We start from the raw sequence: 20114 nt of genomic DNA, 5'->3' as shown, positions 1-20114 counted from the left end.
CGGTGAAATCGAAAGTGCTGCAACATGATTAGGTTATCGCATGACTGTGCAGCGGATGCGTCAGGTGTCATACCGAGCTACCAGCTCGGCACCGAGGCGCGCCAATTCGGATCGCACCGACTCCGGTTCGGTGACCTCGAGGGCCGTACCCCAGCCCGCCAGCTGCTGGGCGATCATGAGCGGGCTCGGGGCGGTAATGCGAACCCTGGTGCGGCCGCCCGGAATCGGGCCGTCGACCTCACAGTGTCTGCCCTGCTGATGCCGTAGTACCGCCAGGAGAGGGTCCGGCACCAGGACCGTCGCCGAGAGCGTCGCACGATGCCGCTCCACCTCCTCGACAACTTCCGACCAGGCGGTATTCAGATCGAAATCGTCCGGGCGGTGCGCTGTTTCGCCGATGATCTCGATGTCGGCCATGCGATCCACACGGAAGGTCCGTTGCCCGCGTTCGGTTCCGGCGATCAGGTACCAGATGGCGTCCTTGTCGATCAGACCCCACGGGTTGACGGTCCGCCGCGTGCGGGCGGTGCCGCGGCCGTAGTCGAAGCGCACCTTGCGGCGGCGCACCACCGCCCGCTGCAACTCCTCGACCGGAGCCGGGGCCTGGGCATCGCGCTCACCCCAGCGCGCCGGATCGACGATCACCGCGCCGGCCGCCGCCTCGGCATCGGTGCGGAAGGATGGTGGCAAGGCGCGCAATAGCTTCCGCAGCGCCGAGCGAGTAGCCGGCAGGGCCGTCGCCATCGGGCCGAGCAGCAGGAACAGTGACTGTGCCTCCGGTGCGGTCAAACCGCTCAGATCCGTGCGCGCGCCACCCACCAGCGCCCAGCCGCCACCACGTCCGGCCTGCGGATACACCGGAATACCGGCCGTGGAGAGCGCTTCCAGATCGCGGCGCGCGGTCGCCACCGAGACCTCGAGTTCGGTCGCGACCTCGGCCGCGGTCACTCGGCCGCGGGTCTGCATGAACAACAGGGTGGCTACCAATCGATCGGCTCGCATGAGAAAAGTTTTGCCCGTAAAAGTGCTCATTCGGTGAGCACTTTGCCGCCGATGATTGCTGTATCGACATCGGAACGACCAAGGAGATCGACATGCTGTGTGGAATGGCCACCGTCACCTATTACGCCGACGACCTGGAATCCGCCAAGGACTGGTACAGCGAATTCCTCGGCACGGCACCGTATTTCACGGTCCCGGGCGGGTACTACGAATTCCGCATCGGTGACTACCAGGCCGAGCTCGGCCTGATCAATCGCAAATTCGCGCCGAGTCATCCGGATCGGCCCGGCGGTCAGGTGGTCAACTGGCATGTCGATGATCTGAAGGCCACTTTCGAACGGCTGCTGAGCATGGGCGCGAAGGAGTTCGAGCCGATTACCGAGCGTGGGGCGGGCACCGGATTCGTCACCGCCGCGGTCGTCGACCCGTTCGGAAATGTCCTCGGCATCATGTCCAACCCGCACTACCTCGAAATGCTCGCGCAGGCACGTATCACTCCTTCCGGCACGTGAGGGGCGTGCCGAGGCGGACTGTAACAGCGCGGCGGCGGCCGGTCGGGTGAAATGAAACGATTCCATTTCAAGTTTTGCTCATCGCGGCGGACCGTAACAGCGGGCACCGACAGATTCGCGATCCCGGGGCCGCGCCACGCCGAATAACGCACAGCGCGAACCGAATTCCACAGGCATCGAAAAACGCCAGGTGGAAGCCGGAGCCGTGACGGTGCCGCCGCGCACTCTCGACCGCATGACAACGCCCGCCGAACCCACGCCGCCCGAACCCCTGCCCGCCGACTGCGCCGACCCACCCCCCGAACCTGATCCGCATTTGCGAGACCCGGGGGAGCTCATTGCCGCGGTGCCCGCCATGCTCGGATTCGTACCCGCCAGATCGCTGGTGATCACCGTATTGCGCGCCGAACCGGGTGAATCCGGTAAGGCCGCGATCGATGTGGTGGCACGAATGGATCTGGACAATCCGGGGCGCGTTGCCACGGGGGAGTTGCTGGACCGGGTGGCCGGCGTCTGTGTGCGCGGAACCGCGGTGGCCGTGCTGGCGCTGATCATCGATGATCGGGCGACCACGCCCGTCGAACGACATCGCGGTGTGCGATCGCGCAAACACCGCGATCTCATCGGTGCGCTCGAGCATCGCCTCGATGCCGAGGAGGTTCCGCTCGCCGGGGCGTGGGCGGTGCGCGCGATCGCGGTCGATCTGCCGTGGTGGAGCCTGCTCGGTCCGGCGCGCCGGGGCACTCAGCCCGATCCGTCGACCTCGCCGGTGACGTTCAAACATGTGCTGGAGGGCCGCCCTATCCGGGGCTCACGGGATGAACTGATCGAGTCGGTCGCGGTGAATGCCGTTGTGCGGGACAAGATGCCGGCTCTGCTCGCGGCCGCGACCGAGGTCGCCGCCGACCGTCTCGCGCATGCCGTGAGCCGGGGTGAGCCGAACTTCTACAGTCGAGCCGCACTGCGAATCGTGCTCACGCAGATAGCGAGTATCGAGGCGGGGACGCTGCCGGCGATTGCCGATCTGGCGGAAGTGGCTGTCGCGCTGCGTGATCGGACCGTGCGCGACATTCTCTTCGGGCTCATCCTCGGCGTGCATGCCGATGCGGCGGAAACCCTCTGGCTCGAATTGACCCGCGCCCTGCCCGATCCCGAACGCGCCGAGGCGGCCATGCTGCTCGGCTACGCGGCCTATGCGCGCGGAGACGGTCCGCTCGCCGGGGTGGCGCTGGAGGCCGCGCTGGCCGCCGACGAATCACATCGCATGGCGAATCTGCTCGACCTCGGCCTGCAGACGGGTATGCACCCGGATCGATTGCGGCGCTTGGCCGAGGCCGGACGCGAAGCCGCCGCGGATCTGGGCGTCGATCTGCGATCGGAGCACCCGTGAGAGCCGCGGCGGAGCGAGCTTATTTGCGTGCGCTGTGCGCGCGATCGCCGAGCGATCGCAGGAAATCCCAGGCGTCGGTGACGATCTCGTCCAGATCGGTGTGCTCGGGTCGCCAGCCGAGTTCGGCCATGGCCCTATCGCTGGAGGCGATGAGCACCGCCGGATCACCGGCGCGGCGCGGCGCGTCCACCGAGGTGATCGGCAGCCCCGTCACCTTGCGGCAGGCCGAAATGACCTCGCGCACCGAAAAACCGGTCCCGCTACCCAGATTGAAGATGCGATGCACACCCGGCTGCGACTGGGTCAGCGCCAGCAGATGCGCCCGCGCCAGATCGCGAATGTGGATGTAGTCGCGCACCGCACTGCCATCCGGCGTCGGATAGTCGGTGCCGAAGACCGAGATCGAATCCCGATGGCCCAGCGCCGTCTGCAATACGAGGGGGATCAGATGCGTCTCCACCACCCGGTTCTCGCCGAGCCCGGCATAGGCACCGGCCACATTGAAGTACCGCAGGCTGGTGGCCGCGAGCCCGTGCGCCGCCGCGTACGAGGTAATGGCGTAATCGATCGAGAGTTTCGACGCGCCATACGGATTGGTCGGAGCCTTCGGCGCGTCCTCGACGATAGGCACCTGCTCCGGTTCGCCGTACACCGCCGCGGTGGAGGAGAAGACCAGGCGCGGGGTGCCCGCGTCCCGCATGGCCTCCAGCAGCGTGAGGGTCTTGACCACATTGCCGTGCCAGTACTTCTCCGGCTGTACCACCGACTCGCCGACCAGCGACTGCGCCGCGAAATGCAGGACGCCGTCGAAGGATTCGGCCGCGATCAGGTCTACTCCGGCGGTGGCGATATCGCCCTCGACGAACTTCGCTCCGGCGGGGACACCGTCCGCATTGCCGGTCGAAAGATCATCGACGACCACCACCTCGTGGCCTTCTTCGAGCAGGACCTGTGCGACCCCGCCGCCGACGTAGCCCGCGCCTCCGGTAACCAGCAGTTTCAAGTCTCAGACCAACTTCACCTGGACGGCATGCGCCATCTCGTCGGACAATTCGTAGCCCTCGTGACCCGGCACCAGAATGATCACCGAACCGGGCTTGGTCTCCACGGTCACGCGCGCGTCCGGAACGACTCCGGCCTCACGCAGCTGGCCGATGACCTCGGGATCGGTCTGGATGTGCTCCGACAGGCGGCGCACCACCACCGCGGCCGACTGGCCCGACGGCAGATCCGAGAGGCGGATGAGCTTCTCCTCGCCGCCCGCGCTCGGCACCACGCCCAGTTCGTCCAGGCCCGGAATGGGATTGCCGTACGGGGAGGTGGTGGGGTTGTTCAGCACCTCCACCAGGCGGCGCTCCACCTCCTCGCTCATCACGTGCTCCCAGCGGCAGGCCTCGGCGTGCACGTTCTCCCAGTCCAGCCCGATGATGTCGACGAGCAGTCGTTCGGCCAACCGGTGCTTGCGCATGACCGATACGGCCATGGCGCGACCCTTGTCGGTCAATTCGAGGTGGCGGTCACCGGCAACGGTCAGCAAACCGTCGCGCTCCATCCGGGCCACTGTCTGGCTCACCGTGGGCCCGCTCTGTTCGAGGCGCTCGGCAATGCGAGCGCGCAGGGGCGTAACGCCCTCCTCCTCGAGGTCGTAGATGGTACGGAGGTACATCTCCGTGGTGTCGACCAGATCCTTCACCTGTTAACCCCTTCGTCGGCACGAATTCTACCCATGCGCGGCGGCTACACCGGGCGACAGCATATTTTGCGAACGTCGGGAGAACATCCAGGACGGGCTGCGTGTTCCCCACGGGTATCCCGGGTCACACGCGTGCCGTCCCGGAATGACGGCCGGGCGGCGTCCGCGGTGTCAAAAGCTTACGGAGCGCGGGGACGCATTAGCGTGGCAGGTATGTCCGACCCCGCGCGTGGAGATGGAACCGTTGTCTGGAGCGATAGGTTCCTGGACTACACATGGACGCCCGAACACCCGATGCGTCCGGTGCGACTGCAATTCACCATGGCCCTGGCGGACAGTCTGGGACTGCTGGACGGGGTCGAGACGCTCACACCCGAAATGGCGGGGGAGTCCGAGCTGTTGCGGGTGCACACGCACGACTACATCGAGGCGGTCAAGCACGCTCGGCAACCGGCGGGCATCGTGCCGGCCGCGCCGCCGTTCGGACTCGGGTCGGCGGACAATCCCGTATTTCCGCATATGCACGAGGCGGCCTCGGTGATTGTCGGCGGGACTTTGGCCGCCGCGCAGGAGATCGCGTCGGGGCGCACCCGGCGGGCGGTGAGTATCGGCGGCGGGATGCATCACGCCATGCCGGATTCGGCGGCCGGGTTCTGCGTGTACAACGATGCGGCGGTCGCGATTTCGTGGCTGCTGGAGAACGGGTTCGACCGGATCGCCTATCTCGATGTGGATGTACATCACGGAGATGGTGTGCAGCGCATGTTCTATGGGGATCCGCGCGTGCTGACCATGTCGATTCACCAGCATCCGGCGACGCTGTGGCCCAATACCGGATGGCCCGAGGAGACCGGTGCGGGTAGGGCCGAGGGCACGGCCATCAATCTGCCGATCATGCCCGGCACCCGGGATCAATTGTGGCTGCGCGGTTTCCACGCGGTAGCGCCCGGTGCGCTGGCGGCATTCCGGCCGCAGATCGTGGTCAGCCAGTGTGGGGTCGATACGCACCGCGAGGATCCCCTGGCGGATATGGAACTCAGCGTGGACGGTCAGCGCGCGGCCTTCATCGCCATGCGTGATCTGGCCGATCGGTACGCCGAGGGGCGCTGGCTGGCGGTCGGTGGCGGTGGGTACGGACTGATCCGAGTCGTCCCACGCGCCTGGACGCACCTGCTCGCTGCCGCCCTGGACCGGGATATCGATCCGGACACCGAGATTCCGCAGCAGTGGAAGGACTTGGTCGGCGCGTACGCGCCGACCGTCGCCGCGCCCGGCACCATGGGCGATGGCGCGGACACCACCTTCGCCCGCTGGGACGGTCCGGGCGGTGGCCGGGAAACCGGTGACGAGCGCACCGACCGTGCCCGCCGCGCCCTGGACACATCCATATTGGCAACCCGCCGAGCGACTTTCGGACTGCTCGGCCTGGATCCGGAGGATCCCCGTGACTGAATCCGCCGACCCCGCACCACAACCCGGCGCGGGCGCATCCCGCGCGGGCAATGGCGCGGGCCAACTCGGCACCGGTGCGAGCGGTGCGGCCGCATCCGGTCAACCGGGCGCGAGCCCGCCACCGCTGCCCGCGGATACGCCTGGCACGCCGGCGATTCCGCCGCCTCCCCCCGAGCACTGGTTCGCCGATGTGCTGGCATCGGATGGCGGTGTGGTTCGGCTGCGCCCGATTACGCCCGATGACGCGGGAAGTTTGGAGCGGTTTCATACCGGGCTCTCGGACCGCACTCGGTATCTGCGGTACTTCGGGCCCTATCCCCGGATGACGGCCAAGGATCTGTATCGCACCACGCACGTGGACTATCGCGATCGGGTCGGGCTGGTGATCGAACTCGGGGACGACATCATCGCGGTCGGACGGTATGAGTATCTGGCGGAGCGGGCGGGCGCGCGCTCGGCCGAGGTGGCGTTCGTGGTCGCCGATCAGCATCAGGGGCGCGGGCTGGGGTCGATTCTGCTCGAGCATCTCGCGGGCGCCGCGGCCGAGAACGCCATCGAAACCTTTGTGGCGGAGGTGCTCGCCGAGAACAACGCCATGGTGACGGTCTTCCGCGATGCCGGATATCAGGTGCAGCGCAGCCGCGACGGTTCGGTGCTGCACCTGGAATTCGCCATCGATCCCACCGAAGCGCTGCTGTCCGTACGGGATTCGCGCGAACGCGCCTCCGAGGCGCGCAGTGTCGGGAATCTGCTCGCACCGCGCTCGGTGGCGGTGATCGGCGCGACACCGCTGGCGACCCGGGTCGGCGGCGCGGTGCTGGCCAATCTGCTGTCCGGCGGATTCCAGGGACCGGTGTTCCCGGTGAACCGCAATCGCACCGCCGTGCGCGGGGTGCGCGCGTATCCGACGGTGCGCGATATCCCCGATGAGGTGGACCTCGCCGTAATCGCCGTTCCCGCAGCCGAAATCGGCTCGGTACTCGATGACTGCATGGCCAAGGGTGTCAAGGGCCTGGTGGTGCTCACCGCCGGATTCTCCGAGACCGGGCCGCACGGTCACGCCGCCGAACGTGAACTCGTCGACGCGGTGCGCTCGCACGGTATGCGCGTGGTGGGTCCGAGCGCGCTCGGTATCGCCAATACCGATCCGGCGGTATCGCTGAACGCCACCCTCGCCTCGGTGCTGCCGGGACGCGGTCGTATCGGATTCTTCTGCCAGTCCGGCCCTTTGGGCGCGGCCATTCTCGGCGAGGCGGCGGCACGTCAGTTGGGCCTGTCCACCTTCGTCTCCGCGGGTAATCGCGCCGATGTCTCCGGTAACGACCTGTTGCAGTACTGGGACAGCGATCCCGGCACCGATGTGGTGCTGCTGTATTTGGAGACCTTCGGTAATCCGCGCAAGTTCTCCCGTATCGCCCGCCGGGTGGCGCGCACCAAACCCATTGTGGCCGTGAGCAGTGGCCGCAATGTGGTGCGCGTGGAGGGTGAGGCGGATCTCGACCGCTCACTGGTGCGGAACCTGTTCGCGCAGGCGGGCATCATCCAGGTCGACTCCATTACCGAGCTCTTCGACTGTGCCATGCTGCTGGCGTATCAGCCGCTGCCCGCCGGGCCACGGCTGGCGGTGATCGGCAATAGCGCCGCGCTGAATTGGCTCGCGGTGGACGCTGGTCGTAGTGAGGGGCTCACGGTGGGGGAGCCGATCCAGCTCGGTCCGCAGGCCGGACCGGTCGACTTCCTGACCGCGGTTTCCGCGGCGGTCACCGATCGCGCGGTGGACGCGGTCATCGTCGTCTACTCACCGCCCGTGCCGAACGCGGTCGCCGACTTCGCCGAGGCCATTCGCTCCGGTGCGCAATCCGATCCGGACACACCGGTTCTCACCACCTTCGTCGCCGATCAGGGCATGTCGAATCTGCTCGCCACACGCGGTCCGGGCGGCATGCTCGAGCGCGGCTCCATTCCGTCCTATGGCGATCCGGAGCGCGCGGCCCGCGCCCTGGCCCGGGTGCGGCGCTATGCGGATTGGCGCACCCGCCCGGCCTCGCCGATCGCACGCCCCGCCGGCGTCGACACCGTACGGGCGCGGGAACTCGTCGCCGAGTTGATGGATGCGGAGACCGGTCACTGGCTCTCGGATCTGGAGGCCGCGGAACTGCTGGGCTGCTACGGCATTCGCGTCGTGGAATTCCGCGAGGTGCGTGATGCCGATGCCGCGGTGGCCGCCGCCGAGGAGCTCGGCTATCCGGTGGCGGCCAAGGCGACCGGGGAGATCTGGCGTAATCGCCCCGACCTGACCGGTGTTCGGCTGGATCTGTGGCGCTCGGATGCGGTACGGCGCGGGTTCACCGAATTGTCGGAGATCTCCGGCAATCCCGTCCACATTCAACGCATGGCCACCAAGGGTGTCGGCTGTGGTTTTCGGGTGCAGGATGATCCGTCGTTCGGTTCGGTGATCAGTTTCGGCCTGTCCGGCACCATCATCGATCTGCTCGGCGACCGCGTGTATCGCGCCCTACCGCTCACCGAGGCCGAATCGGCCGAGCTCATCGACGCACCACGCGCCGCGCCTTTGCTCTCGGGCCACGTGCGCGGTCGCGATATCGGCAAACCGGTGGACCGGGCGGCCCTCGCCGAACTGGCGCAACGCATTTCGGCGCTCTGCGACGACCTGCCCGAGGTGCGCGAATTGCAGTGCGAACCGATTATGGCCGCGCCCGAGGGGGCCGCGGTGCTGTACAGCCGGGTGCGAATCGGCCCGGAGCCCAGCCGTTTCGATATCGGGCCGCGCCGTATGGCGTGAACCGGGCCTATGGCACGACTCACAGCGGCAGCGCGGCCGAGATGGGTTGAGATGGAACAAGAATCGTCGGCATGGAGAGGTGATCGTATGCGGGAGAACCAGATCGAGACGGCGACCGCGCCACTGCGCGATGACATCCGGTTCCTGGGCGGGATCCTCGGGGACACGATTCGCGATCATGAGGGACCGGAGGTCTTCGACCTCATCGAACGGGTCCGGGTGGAGGCGTTCAAGATCCGGCGCTCCGAGGTGGATCGTGGCGCGGTCGCGGATATGCTGCGCGATCTCGAAATCGGTACCGCCATACCGGTGATTCGAGCCTTCAGCCACTTCCTGCTGCTCGCCAATCTGTCCGAGGACCTGCAGCGTGATCGCCGGCGTGCGGTGCATATCGCGGCGGGGGAGCCACCCCAGGACTCCAGTCTGGCGGCCACCTACCGAAAACTCGACGCCGCGCTGCCGGACGGTGACCTGGTCGCCGATCTACTCGGCGATGCCCTCGTCTCGCCCGTCATCACCGCGCATCCTACCGAGACGCGGCGGCGCACCATCTTCGATGTGCAGTCCCGGATCACCGAACTTATGCGCACCCGCCAGCGCTATGGCGAATATGAACCCGAGTTCGCCGCCATCGACACCGATATTCGGCGGCAGGTGCTGCAATTGTGGCGGGCGGCGCTGATTCGGCTGGCGCGCTTGCGTATTCAGGACGAGATCGAGGTCGGGCTGCGATATTACGACCTCACCCTGTTCGAGGTCATTCCGAAGATCAATGCGGATGTGCGGGCCGCCTTGCGCACCCGCTGGCCCGAACATGAACTGCTCTCCCGCCCCATCCTGCGGCCCGGGTCCTGGATCGGCGGCGACCGCGACGGTAATCCCAATGTCACCGCCGAGGTGGTGCACCGCGCCACCCACCGCGCGGGCACCGTCGCCTTCGAACGGTATTTGAAAAGCCTTGTGGAGCTGGAGAAGTCGCTCTCGCAGTCGGCGCGGCTGGTGCCGGTGACACCGGAGCTGGCGGCGCTCGCCGATGCCGGATTCGATGATTCGCCGCAGCGCGCCGACGAACCGTATCGGCGGGCGGTGCGCGCGATTCGGGCCCGGCTCAGCGCCTCGGCCCGGCAGTCCCTGGGGGAAATCCCTTCGGACGGAATCGATGTCATGGCCGAGCCGTATGCCGGATCGGGGGAGCTGCTCGCCGATCTGAATGTGCTCGACGCCGCCATGCGCGCCTCCGGTGACGGTCTGCTCGCCGATGATCAGCTCGCCGCGCTACGCGGCGCGGTGGAGACCTTCGGCTTCCATCTGCAGGGCCTGGATCTGCGGCAGAACTCGGAGACCCATGAGCAGGTGGTGGCCGAGCTGTTCGCCTGGGCGGGTGTGCATTCGGACTACGCGTCATTGGACGAGGCGCAGCGGGTGGAGTTGCTCGCGGCCGAATTGACCACGCGCAGGCCACTTGTCGGGCCCAGCGCCCACTTGAGCGAGCTCGCGGCCAAGGAGTTGGCCGTGGTGCGCGCCGCCAAGACCGCCCTCGATGATCTGGGCCCGGATACCGTGCCCAACTACATCATCAGCATGTGCACCTCGGTCAGTGACATGCTGGAGGCGGCGCTGCTGCTCAAGGAGGCGGGCATCCTCGATCCGGGCGATGCCGATACCCCGCCCTCCAGCGCGGTGGGTGTGGTGCCGCTCTTCGAAACCATCGACGATCTGCGCGGTGGGGCCGAAATCCTTTCCGCCGCACTGGAAGTGCCGGCCTACAAACGTCTGGTGCAGGCGCGCGGTATGCGGCAGGAGATCATGCTCGGGTACTCCGACTCCAATAAGGACGGCGGATATCTGGCCGCCAACTGGGCGCTGTATCGCGCGGAGTTGGATCTGGTGGATACCGCGCGCAAAACCGGAATCCGTATGCGGCTCTTCCATGGTCGCGGCGGGACCGTCGGTCGCGGTGGCGGCCGCAGTTATGACGCCATCCTGGCTCAGCCCGCCGGCGCGGTGCGCGGGTCGCTGCGCCTGACCGAGCAGGGCGAGGTCATCTCCACCAAATACGCCGAGGCGGGCACCGCCTACCGCAATCTGGAGGCATTGGTGGCGGGCACGCTGGAATCCACCCTGCTGGATGTGGAGGGGCTCGGCGCCGATGCCGAACCCGCCTACGCGGTCCTGGACGAGCTGGCCGAGCTTGCGCGCCGAGCCTATTCGCGCCTGGTGCATGAGAGGCCCGGCTTTGTGGAGTACTTCCGCGCCTCCACCCCGGTCGCGGAGGTTGCCGATCTCAATCTCGGCAGTCGCCCGGCCTCGCGGAAACCGACCAGCTCGGTATACGACCTGCGCGCCATTCCCTGGGTGATGGCCTGGAGTCAATCCCGGGTCATGCTGCCCGGCTGGTACGGCACCGGGTCCGCCATCCAGGAGTGGATCGGTGATGATCCCGCGCGGTTGGCGCAGTTGTCCGAGCTGTATCGGCGCTGGCCGTTCTTCCAGACCGTGCTCTCCAATCTCGCGCAGGTCATGGCCAAGGCCGATATGGATATCGCCGCGACCTATGCCGAGCTGGTGCCCGATGAAGCCTTGCGCGCCACCGTCTTCGGCATGATCTGCGATGAATTCGGCCGGACCGCCCGCATGCACGCCGCCATTACCGGCACCGATGAACTGCTCTCGGACAACCCGGCCCTGGCCGAGTCGATCCACAATCGCTTCCCGTATCTGGAACCGATCAACCAGCTACAGGTCGAACTGCTGCGCCGCCGTCGCGCGGGCGATGACTCGGAGTTGGTCGAGCGCGGCATTCTGCTCACCATGAACGGCCTGGCCACCGCCCTGCGCAACTCCGGATAGCCGGTATTCGGTAGGAAAACACCTACGGTTGACAGGTAGGGGAAGTCCTACCTATGGTGGGTTATGCCCTACCGCATGAAGTCCGGCACCGCCGATCGGGTGTTCGGCGCCCTGGCGAATCCGACGCGGCGTGACCTCCTCGAGCTGTTGCTCGCGGGCGAACAGTCGGTGCAGGCCCTGGCCGAACACTTCGATATGGCCCGGCCCAGCGTCTCCGAGCATCTCAAGGTGCTGCGCGAGGCCGGGCTGGTCGCCGAGGACAAGCGCGGCCGCCAGCGCTTCTACCGCGTCGAACCACATCCCCTGCACGAATTGCAGTCCTGGCTCGACCCGTTCGAACGCTACTGGCGGGAGCGGCTGCACGCCCTCGGTGAGGTGCTCGACACCATGCCGGACAACCCCGACTCCGATAAGGACCACCGATGAGCGACGACCTCACCACCATCGAACTCGACCACTACTACCCGCATCCGCCGGAGAAGGTGTGGCGTGCACTCACCACCCCGGAATTGATGGGGCAGTGGATGATGCAGCCGATCGGCTTCGAACCCGTCGCGGGCAATATCTTCGAGATGAAGACCCAGCCCATGCCCGGCCAGGACTTCTCCGGCGAAATCCGCGGCGAGGTCCTGGAAGCCATTGCCCCACAGCGCCTGCGCCTCACCTGGGACGACGCCAATGCCGAGGCCCGCACCGGCTGGATCATCACCTGGGAGCTCCGCCCCGAAGGTCGCGGCACCCGAATCCTGTTCACCCACACCGGCTTCGACCCCGACGATGCCACCGCCCAGCGCACCCGCGGTATTATGGGCAAAGGCTGGGCCTCGATGCTCGACGGCCTGCAACGGGTCCTCGCGGCCGAATAACCCAGCGCGAGTGTGCACTCACGGCGGCGATATCCGCAATCCACCGCCGTCAGTGCAGACTCGTCCGCGACCCGAATGCGTCCACATGGTCGCGCACCCAGTCCGCATAGGTTCGCGGCGCGCGACCGAGCACCTGCCGAACATCGTCGGTGACCGTGGCATTGCGTCCCGTGCGGACATACTCCTGACCGGCGAGCGCGCCATCGGCGAACTCCTCCGACATGCCCGCCGCCAGCATGTGCTGCCGCGCCTGGTCGAGCGGAACATCCACTGTCTCAACGGTTTTGCCCAGCGCGCTGGCAATCTCCGCGGCCTGATCGGCGGCGGTCAGCGCCGCGGGGCCGGTGAGCGTGTAGACCCGCCCGGAGTGCGCGTCCGAGAGTAGGGCCTCGACAGCGACCGCGGATACATCACGGGGGTCGATGACGCCTTGCGCGCCTTCCCCGGTCAGGTTCGGCACCGGCTGCCCCGCCTGAATCGGTGCCGCCCAACTCAATGTATTGCTGCCGAAACTGCTGGGCCGCAGGATGGTCCACGCCACCCCGCTCTCCCGCACCGCCTGCTCACCCGGCATATGCCAGGTCCCCACCCGGCCCAGGTCCGGCTCCCCGGTCCCGATGGTCGACAGCTTCACAATCCGCCGCACCCCGGCGTCTCGCGCCGCCGCGACCAGCGCCCGATCCAATTCCACGAACTCCGGCCCGAGCAGCCCCACAATGAACGCCGCCTCGCCGCCTTCGAACGCGGCGGCCATGGCAGCCGTGTCCGCGTAATCCCCGCGCACCACCTCCACCCCCGAAGGAACCCGCGCCCCTTCGGGATTCCGCGTCACCGCGCGCACGCGTTCACCGCGCGTCGCCAACTGCCGCACAACTTCACTGCCGATGGTGCCTGTAGCACCCGTGATAACGATCATGCCCACAACGGTGCCGCCCGCACCCCGCCCGGCTATAGGAAAAACCGGCACAACCCCCGGCCCCGGAACCTGCCTACAGTGAACTCGTGATCACCACGCGGGATCGGCCCGGACTCATGACGGCAGAGGATTTCGAAGACCCCGTCGCGCCGCCGGAGTCGCTGCGCCCGTGGTTCACCGAAATAGGTCGTATCCCAGCCTTTTTCGACCTGTCACCCAAATTCGCCCACGTACCCCAAGCGGCCACCACCATCGTGCTGCGCGGAGATGCCTCCGATCATCGCGATGTCCTCGTGGTCGGCCCGCATACCCGTGCCGTCTACGCCGCGGCGAAGCAGCCGGTCGGTTGCCTGCGCCTCCGACTGGCTCCCGGAGCCGTGCAGCCGCTATTGGGTCTGCCCGCAGCGGATCTCGCCGACAAGGTCGTCCTTATATCCGATGTCCCCGGTGTCGCAGCCGATTTCGCCGCCGAACTCACGGAGTTGAACCTCGACGAAGTCCTCCCGTTCCTGGGGTCGGTGCTACCGCAGCACATCCCCACCAGCGACATTCACCAGGCCCATCGGCGCTTACTCGAATCGGCGGTGCATGCCCTGTCGACCGCCCCCGGCTCGATCACGGACCTGGCGGCAGCCCTATCGGTGAGCGAACGCCACCTGCGCAACCTCTTCTCAGCCGGAATCGGTGTCTCGCCCAAACACTTTGCCCGGATAACCCGTATCCGCCAGGTCCTCGCCGCCGCGGGTAATACTCCGTGGTCCGATCTGGCCCACACTGCCAGCTTTTACGACCAGTCTCATATGGTCGCGGACTTCCGCTCGCTGATGGGAGTGACGCCGGACCGGTTCTTCAGGGGAATTGTGCCCGCGCCGTCGCCATGTCGATCGATCACCATGCTGTCCAAGTGAGGAGCTCGGACGAAGCTCATCGGTCCGAGGGCGTTTTCGAACCCGCCGGTCGATGACTACCGGATCGGCGGGCGCGACGGCGTCGCACAATCAATGCCGTTGCGGCGGCGGATGCATGGCCTGACATACGAAGAAGATTCGTGATCCCTCGCATTCGGCGTGCAGGACGGGGAGCGTGACTGTGCTGAGGATCGTGGGCAATTTGTGTAAGTTGTCGCCCACGGCCCCCATATCGGAGACGGTCTTTCCATCCCATTGCCATTGCACCCCATAGCCGTCGACGCGATTCGGTCCGTCCGGATCACGGGGGCGCGGAAGCGTGGACGGATCGCCGGAGTCGCGCATGAGCCAGCCCAGCGGACCCCGCCCCACGTCGTCACGGATCTTTTGGGGGCTGCCGTTCGGTCCACCCAGCACGGGGCCGTACTCGGCGAAGTCCTTGGGCACCAGCGGAGCCAGCAGAATGTTGAACGAGAAGTCATTGTCCAGCTTGTCGAACCCGGACTTGCCGGCCCCTACCGGTTCGAGGCCCGCGACCACACCTATCGCGCACCGGTCCTCGCCCGCGGCGAGGCACACGAGCTTGCCACCCAGGAGGTATTCGCATAGGCCGAACTCGGCCGTGGATGGGATGCCGCCGTCCCAGGGCCATAAACCCGGCACCTCTATATAGGCATTGCGGTCGACGCAGTGGGTGTATTGGCCGGGTGGTGTGATGATGGATCCGACGTCGACCATTACCCTGTCCCATCCACGTAAAGGGTATCCCGCCGAGCAATTGGCCGTTGGCCTCGGCGCGTACGTTGATCGCCTGGCGGCCGAGGAATCCGGCAAGCGGGACGGAGCATTTCGTCAATTCCGCGCCGGGACCAGCCGGGTCACCGCGCTGTAGGGCCAGGAGCCTGGGGCGCGCGGATCGGGTTGTGGGCCGTCGAGGGCCGCGCGCAGGTGTGGGGAGGACATGCGGCCGAGTCGGTCGGCAGCGGTGTGGATCGATTCGAGGTAGGCGACTTGCCAGCCGTGGTCTTCGAAGAACGCGATTCCGTTGTGCGGCAGGAATTTCAAGGGAGATTGGCGAAGTAGACCCACTTTGCGTTCGGCCATCAGCCGGGCGACGCCCGCAGCGCTGAAGTCGAGACACCAGCCCGCGATTTCCGGTCGTTCGAAAGCCGTTGCCAGGGCGAGCACGTCGGGTTCGCTCAAGTACATCACCAGGCCCTCGGTCAATACGAGCGCCTGCTCCGCCCCGGCGAGCGTGGCGTCGAGGAGTGCCGCCACCGCGGTGTGATCGGTGAGATCGACTGCGGCCCGGGTCATTCGGCACCGCGGTGTCTCGTCGGCGAGCAGCGCGTTCTTCTCGTCGACCAGGCCGGGAAGGTCGGCCTCGACCCAGATCAGATTGTCCGGCAACATCATTCGATAAGGCCGTGTATCGAGTCCCGCACCGAGATTCAGCACCAACTCACACCCGGCGGCCACCGCCGCCGCGACCTGATCGTCGATCATTCGCGTGCGAGTGACCAGAAACCAGTCGTCACCCATGACTTTCGCGGCCCCGGCGGCGATCTCACGCCCCCGGTCCCCGGCCAAGCGCGCGGCCAGCGGGTCACGAAACAACGCGTCGGGCCGAGTGGACTCCGCGGCCCGCCGCGCCGCCACCCACCGCGCGGTATCGGAAACATGCGTCACCAGTGGTCGAGGCATCAAACCTCAGCTCCTTCAAACTATTTCGGTAGCGTGCGAGGCGTGGAGGCCCGCGATATTCATCTACAGCGGGGTAAGGATGCTGCGTCAGGTGCGGCGACTGCGGGACTCCTGGAGTGAGGTGGGGATCGCCGCCGTAGCAATGCGACTGTCCCCGAACGGATTACGGTTGAGTTCCGATTCTGCGCCGGACTCGGTCTTCCTGCCATGGAATACGATTCAGGGGCTGCGGGTGCATCGTTACCTCAGGCGTGACGCGCTGGTCGTGGATCTGCATCCGGGAGTCGGATCGGATACCCCGGGAGTGCTCGGGCTCGAACACCCGGACATCCAACTCATGCTGACGAAACGGATGCTCGGCACCGTGGGCTTCGAACCGCCGTGAATATTCTCGATCAGCCGCTACCGGCTATCGATCACGCGACCTGGTACTTTTCGGGCGGGCGTGTGCGTGTGCGCGGCTGACCGCCGTCGAACCGGCCAACTACGAGGCCCGCCGATATTTCTAGCGGACTTGACGTGCTGGGGCGCCTTTTCGAAGAAATCATGTTTGCGAACTAGTTGCTGAGGTAATAATTACGGGGACGTATGCTCGAACCCGTCTGTTCGAAAAGGAGGCAACCAGGGCCCACGAGACCGGATCTTGTTTTCGATTTCATCCACGCCTCACCGACGAGGAGATTGGAATGACTTTCGAACTTTCGGACACTTCCGGAGATTCTTGTGCTCACCCTTTACACGTAGTTCTAGCAGCCCCACCGTATTTCGACATTCCACCGACCGGATACGGCGGCGTCGAGGCCATGGTCGCCACGCTCGCCGATACGCTGGTCGATCGTGGGCACCGGGTGACCCTGCTCGGAGCCGGTAACCCGGGCACGAAGGCCCGGTTCATCCCGATGTGGCCCGATATTCAGGCCGCGCGTCTCGGCGAGATGTACCCGGAGATCGTCAATGCGATGCGGGCCTTGCGGATCATCGAGAAATTGAATGCCGAAGACCCGGTCGACATCGTTCACGATCACACCTTCGCGGGCCCGCTCAATGCGGCTGCGTATCGGTTGCTCGGAATACCCACCGTGGTGACCGTCCATGGACCGGTGGATCCCGACATGCACGAGTACTACCGGTCATTCGACCACGGCGTGAATCTCATCGCCATCAGCAACCGGCAGCGTGAATTGGCCCCGGGCCTGAAATGGATTGCGCGCGTACACAATGCGATTCGACCCGAAGAATGGCCGTTCCATACCGAGAAATTGGACTACGGCCTGTTCCTGGGTCGGTACGCACCGTCCAAGGGGCCGGATCTCGCGCTGAAAGCCGCGCACGCCGCGGGGCTGCGGTTGATCCTGGCGGGCAAGTGCAACGAGCCGCCCGAGAAGGCCTACTTCGAGGAGTGCATCCGCCCACTGCTCACCGCTGACGACCAGGTGTTCGGCGAAGCCGATGCCATCGCCAAACGTGAACTGCTGGCGGGCGCGCGCTGCCTGCTGTTCCCGATCCAGTGGGAAGAACCGTTCGGCCTGGTCATGATCGAGGCCATGGTGTGCGGTACCCCGGTGATCGCGCTGCGCGGCGGTGCGGTCGAAGAAGTCGTCGAACACGGTGTCACAGGCTGGATCTGCGACGATCCCGCCGAACTACCGGCGGCGATCGCACGGGCGGGGGAGATCGATCCGCACGCCTGCCGGGCCCGAGTGGAGCGCCTGTTCGCCGACGACCACTTCGTGTGCGGCTACGAGGCGGCCTACCGCAGTGCTATCGAGGACAGTGCGAAGCGGCCGCCGCTGCGCTTCACCGACTACCGCGGCGTGATTCGGACCGGGACACTCGCGGCGCCCGATATCGCCGGTGTGAGCCGCCGGTGAGCATTTTCAATGCGGGCCCGCCGCGGCCGGTCGACGGTCGCGGAATCGTCACCCTGGTCGAGGCGGGCACGTTCTGCCTGTCCGATCAGCTCGGCGATATCCATCCGGGTTCCGCGCAGGGCCTGTTCTACCGCGACACCCGGCTGCTGGCGCGCTGGGAGCTGCGGTTGGATGGCCATCCGCCGGAACACCTTTCGGTCATGATGGCCGAGGCGTTCCGGGCCCGCTTCGTGGGGCGCAAACCCCCGCATCACGGGGTCGCGGACGCCACGGTGCTGCTGCTGCGGCGGCGCATGATCGGTGAAGGTATGCGCGAGACCATCACGGTGCACAATCTCGGCGACGAGGACACCGCGATGACGGTCACGCTCACCGCCGACTCCGATTTCGCCGATCTGTTCGCGGTCAAGGAGGGCCGAGTGCACAGCAGCAGTTGCGAACTCGCCGCCGACGAGGGCATTCTCCAGTTGGCCGACCGCGGCAATTCGGGGCGCGGACTCGTCATCAGCGCGACCGGTGAGCCGATCGCGCAGCCGGGTTCGCTGAGCTGGCGCATCGTGGTGCCACGCCACTCCAGCTGGCAGACGGTGGTGCTGTGCCAGCCGATTGTCGGGCATCATCCGGTCGCAGTGAATCTGGACGATGATTCGGATGACAACCCGTCCAACAAGATTCGGCAGTGGCGAGCCACCGCGACCAGTCTCACCGCCAGCGGCGCGGGCTTGAACGCCATCCTGCAACGCACCGAGAGCGATCTCGGTGCGTTGCGGATGGACGACCCCAGCGGTGGGACCGCGTATGTGGCCGCGGGCGCGCCGTGGTTCATGGCCCTGTTCGGCCGAGACAGCCTGCTCACCTCGTGGATGGCGCTGGTGCTCGACTCGGATCTGGCCCTGGGCACGTTACGTCAGCTGGCGAAACTGCAAGGCAGACAGAACAATCCGCTCACCGAGGAGGAGCCCGGGCGCATCATGCACGAGATGCGGCACGGTCCGGGCGGCGATGCCGTGCTCGGCGGCAGCGTCTATTACGGAACCGCCGATGCCACACCGCTTTTCGTCATGCTGCTCGCCGAATGCCGGCGGTGGGGCGTGGACAGCTCCGCGATCGAGGAGCTGTTGCCCGCCGCGGACGCCGCGCTCGCCTGGATCGACGAGTACGGCGACAGCGACGGTGACGGATTCGTCGAATACCGCCGCAAAACCGATCGCGGGCTTGCCAATCAGGGCTGGAAGGACAGCTGGGACGCGATCAGTTTCGCGGACGGCCGCCTCGCCGAGACACCGATTGCCCTGTGCGAGGTGCAGGGGTACGTCTACGCCGCCCGGCAGGGCCGCGCCGACTTGGCCGAGGCCCTCGGCGACAACTCGACCGCGCAGCGCCAGCGCGCTCGGGCGCAGGAGCTGAAACAGCATTTCAACGACGCCTTCTGGATACCGGACGCGAAGTGCTACGCACTCGCCCTCGACGGGTCGAAACGACAGGTGGACACGGTCACCAGCAATGTGGGCCACTGCCTGTGGACCGGCATCGTCGCCGACGAGCGCGCCGAGGCCCTCATCGCGGGGCTCGGCGGCGCGGACATGGACAGTGGATTCGGCCTGCGCACGCTCTCCTCGACCGCCCGCAGATACAACCCGATGGGCTACCACACCGGATCGGTCTGGCCGCACGACACCGCGATCGCCGTCGCGGGGTTACTGCGCTATCGGCACGTACCGGGCGCACTGGAATTGGCCGAACGACTGGCGGGTGGACTGCTGGAGGCGATCGCCGAGTTCGATGCCCGCCCGCCCGAGCTGTTCTGCGGCTTCGCCCGCCCCGAATTCTGTTTGCCCATCCCGTATCCCACCTCATGTTCCCCGCAGGCCTGGTCCAGTGCGGCCCCGCTGCTGCTGATGCGGTCCTTCCTCGGCCTCGCCCCGGACGTCCCGCATCGGACGCTGACGGTCGCGCCGCGCCTGCCCGTCCGGGCCGGTCGCGTCCGGCTTGCGGATCTGCGGCTGGGCACGGCCACGGTGACCATCGAGGCGCAGGGTGACACGATCAAGGTGGAGGGCCTGCCCGAGGATTGGCAGCTCATCGAGGACTGACGGCAGAACGCCAGCCGACTCGCGTCTTCCGGAGAGGGACAACGGAATACGTGA

Annotated in this window: 17 protein-coding genes; 11 read left to right on the top strand and 6 right to left on the bottom strand. The window is 66.6% G+C overall.

From position 1 onward, the window contains the following. Positions 1-60: 60 nt before the first annotated feature. Positions 61-1002, bottom strand: coding sequence for a YafY family protein (locus GFY24_RS19900; RefSeq protein ID WP_153806571.1), 942 nt, complete (start codon positions 1000-1002; stop codon positions 61-63). A 92-nt stretch (positions 1003-1094) separates the two neighbouring features. Between GFY24_RS19900 and GFY24_RS19895 the strand changes: the two genes are divergently transcribed. Beyond that, complete coding sequence (locus tag GFY24_RS19895; protein ID WP_153806570.1) at positions 1095-1514, top strand: VOC family protein; 420 nt, start codon at positions 1095-1097, stop codon at positions 1512-1514. Between the two features lie 190 nt (positions 1515-1704). After that, positions 1705-2904 (top strand): DUF4192 domain-containing protein, encoded by a 1200-nt coding sequence (locus tag GFY24_RS19890; RefSeq protein WP_153806569.1) that lies wholly within the window; start codon positions 1705-1707, stop codon positions 2902-2904. Positions 2905-2923: 19 nt separating this feature from the next. Here the strand turns inward: GFY24_RS19890 and galE are convergent, their stop codons facing one another. Continuing rightward, on the bottom strand, positions 2924-3907 hold the full coding sequence (gene galE / locus GFY24_RS19885) for a UDP-glucose 4-epimerase GalE (RefSeq protein WP_153806568.1): 984 nt from the start codon (positions 3905-3907) through the stop codon (positions 2924-2926). 3 nt (positions 3908-3910) lie between these two features. Next, entirely contained in the window at positions 3911-4597 is a 687-nt protein-coding gene (locus GFY24_RS19880; protein WP_309231073.1) for an iron dependent repressor, metal binding and dimerization domain protein, read from the bottom strand. A gap of 213 nt (positions 4598-4810) precedes the next feature. On the opposite strand from GFY24_RS19880, the gene GFY24_RS19875 reads away from it, so the two are divergent. The 5 genes from GFY24_RS19875 to GFY24_RS19855 all read left to right on the top strand — a co-directional run bounded on the left by GFY24_RS19875 (position 4811) and on the right by GFY24_RS19855 (position 12568). Then, the gene (locus GFY24_RS19875; protein ID WP_153806567.1) at positions 4811-6049 is read left to right on the top strand and encodes an acetoin utilization protein AcuC; all 1239 of its coding nucleotides are present in this window, start codon (positions 4811-4813) and stop codon (positions 6047-6049) included. Positions 6050-6173: 124 nt separating this feature from the next. Next, positions 6174-8852: a GNAT family N-acetyltransferase gene (locus GFY24_RS19870; protein ID WP_153806715.1), complete on the top strand. Its 2679-nt coding sequence runs from the start codon at positions 6174-6176 to the stop codon at positions 8850-8852. A gap of 87 nt (positions 8853-8939) precedes the next feature. Continuing rightward, the gene (ppc, locus tag GFY24_RS19865; RefSeq protein ID WP_153806566.1) at positions 8940-11702 is read left to right on the top strand and encodes a phosphoenolpyruvate carboxylase; all 2763 of its coding nucleotides are present in this window, start codon (positions 8940-8942) and stop codon (positions 11700-11702) included. 75 nt (positions 11703-11777) lie between these two features. After that, positions 11778-12128: a helix-turn-helix transcriptional regulator gene (locus GFY24_RS19860; protein WP_228566470.1), complete on the top strand. Its 351-nt coding sequence runs from the start codon at positions 11778-11780 to the stop codon at positions 12126-12128. Then, positions 12125-12568 carry an SRPBCC domain-containing protein gene (locus GFY24_RS19855; RefSeq protein ID WP_153806564.1) on the top strand — a complete coding sequence of 148 codons (444 nt, stop codon included), beginning with the start codon at positions 12125-12127 and terminating at the stop codon, positions 12566-12568. The genes GFY24_RS19860 and GFY24_RS19855 overlap by 4 nt, the downstream gene beginning before the upstream one ends. A 49-nt stretch (positions 12569-12617) precedes the next feature. Here the strand turns inward: GFY24_RS19855 and GFY24_RS19850 are convergent, their stop codons facing one another. Next, complete coding sequence (locus tag GFY24_RS19850; protein WP_153806563.1) at positions 12618-13484, bottom strand: NAD(P)H-binding protein; 867 nt, start codon at positions 13482-13484, stop codon at positions 12618-12620. A gap of 86 nt (positions 13485-13570) precedes the next feature. Here GFY24_RS19850 and GFY24_RS19845 point away from each other — a divergent pair, with 86 nt between their 5' ends. Next, the gene (locus tag GFY24_RS19845) at positions 13571-14392 is read left to right on the top strand and encodes a helix-turn-helix domain-containing protein (protein WP_153806562.1); all 822 of its coding nucleotides are present in this window, start codon (positions 13571-13573) and stop codon (positions 14390-14392) included. A 90-nt stretch (positions 14393-14482) separates the two neighbouring features. On the opposite strand, the gene GFY24_RS19840 is transcribed toward GFY24_RS19845, so the two are convergent. Together GFY24_RS19840 and GFY24_RS19835 are read right to left on the bottom strand one after the other, a co-directional pair. Beyond that, a complete protein-coding gene (locus tag GFY24_RS19840; protein WP_153806561.1) occupies positions 14483-15130 on the bottom strand; it encodes a hypothetical protein in 648 nt (215 codons plus the stop codon). A gap of 114 nt (positions 15131-15244) precedes the next feature. Next, positions 15245-16096 carry an SAM-dependent methyltransferase gene (locus tag GFY24_RS19835; RefSeq protein ID WP_153806560.1) on the bottom strand — a complete coding sequence of 284 codons (852 nt, stop codon included), beginning with the start codon at positions 16094-16096 and terminating at the stop codon, positions 15245-15247. A 169-nt stretch (positions 16097-16265) separates the two neighbouring features. Here GFY24_RS19835 and GFY24_RS19830 point away from each other — a divergent pair, with 169 nt between their 5' ends. The 3 genes from GFY24_RS19830 to GFY24_RS19820 all read left to right on the top strand — a co-directional run bounded on the left by GFY24_RS19830 (position 16266) and on the right by GFY24_RS19820 (position 20060). After that, a complete protein-coding gene (locus tag GFY24_RS19830) occupies positions 16266-16481 on the top strand; it encodes a hypothetical protein (RefSeq protein ID WP_153806559.1) in 216 nt (71 codons plus the stop codon). 301 nt (positions 16482-16782) lie between these two features. After that, positions 16783-17967: a glycosyltransferase family 4 protein gene (locus GFY24_RS19825; RefSeq protein ID WP_153806558.1), complete on the top strand. Its 1185-nt coding sequence runs from the start codon at positions 16783-16785 to the stop codon at positions 17965-17967. Continuing rightward, positions 17964-20060: a glycogen debranching N-terminal domain-containing protein gene (locus GFY24_RS19820; RefSeq protein ID WP_309231072.1), complete on the top strand. Its 2097-nt coding sequence runs from the start codon at positions 17964-17966 to the stop codon at positions 20058-20060. The genes GFY24_RS19825 and GFY24_RS19820 overlap by 4 nt, the downstream gene beginning before the upstream one ends. Positions 20061-20114: the final 54 nt, after the last annotated feature.

Source organism: Nocardia sp. SYP-A9097 (genome assembly GCF_009649815.1).
In the GTDB taxonomy this organism is placed as follows: Bacteria; Actinomycetota; Actinomycetes; order Mycobacteriales; family Mycobacteriaceae; genus Nocardia.
This window is presented reverse-complemented; position numbering and strand designations above follow the sequence as displayed.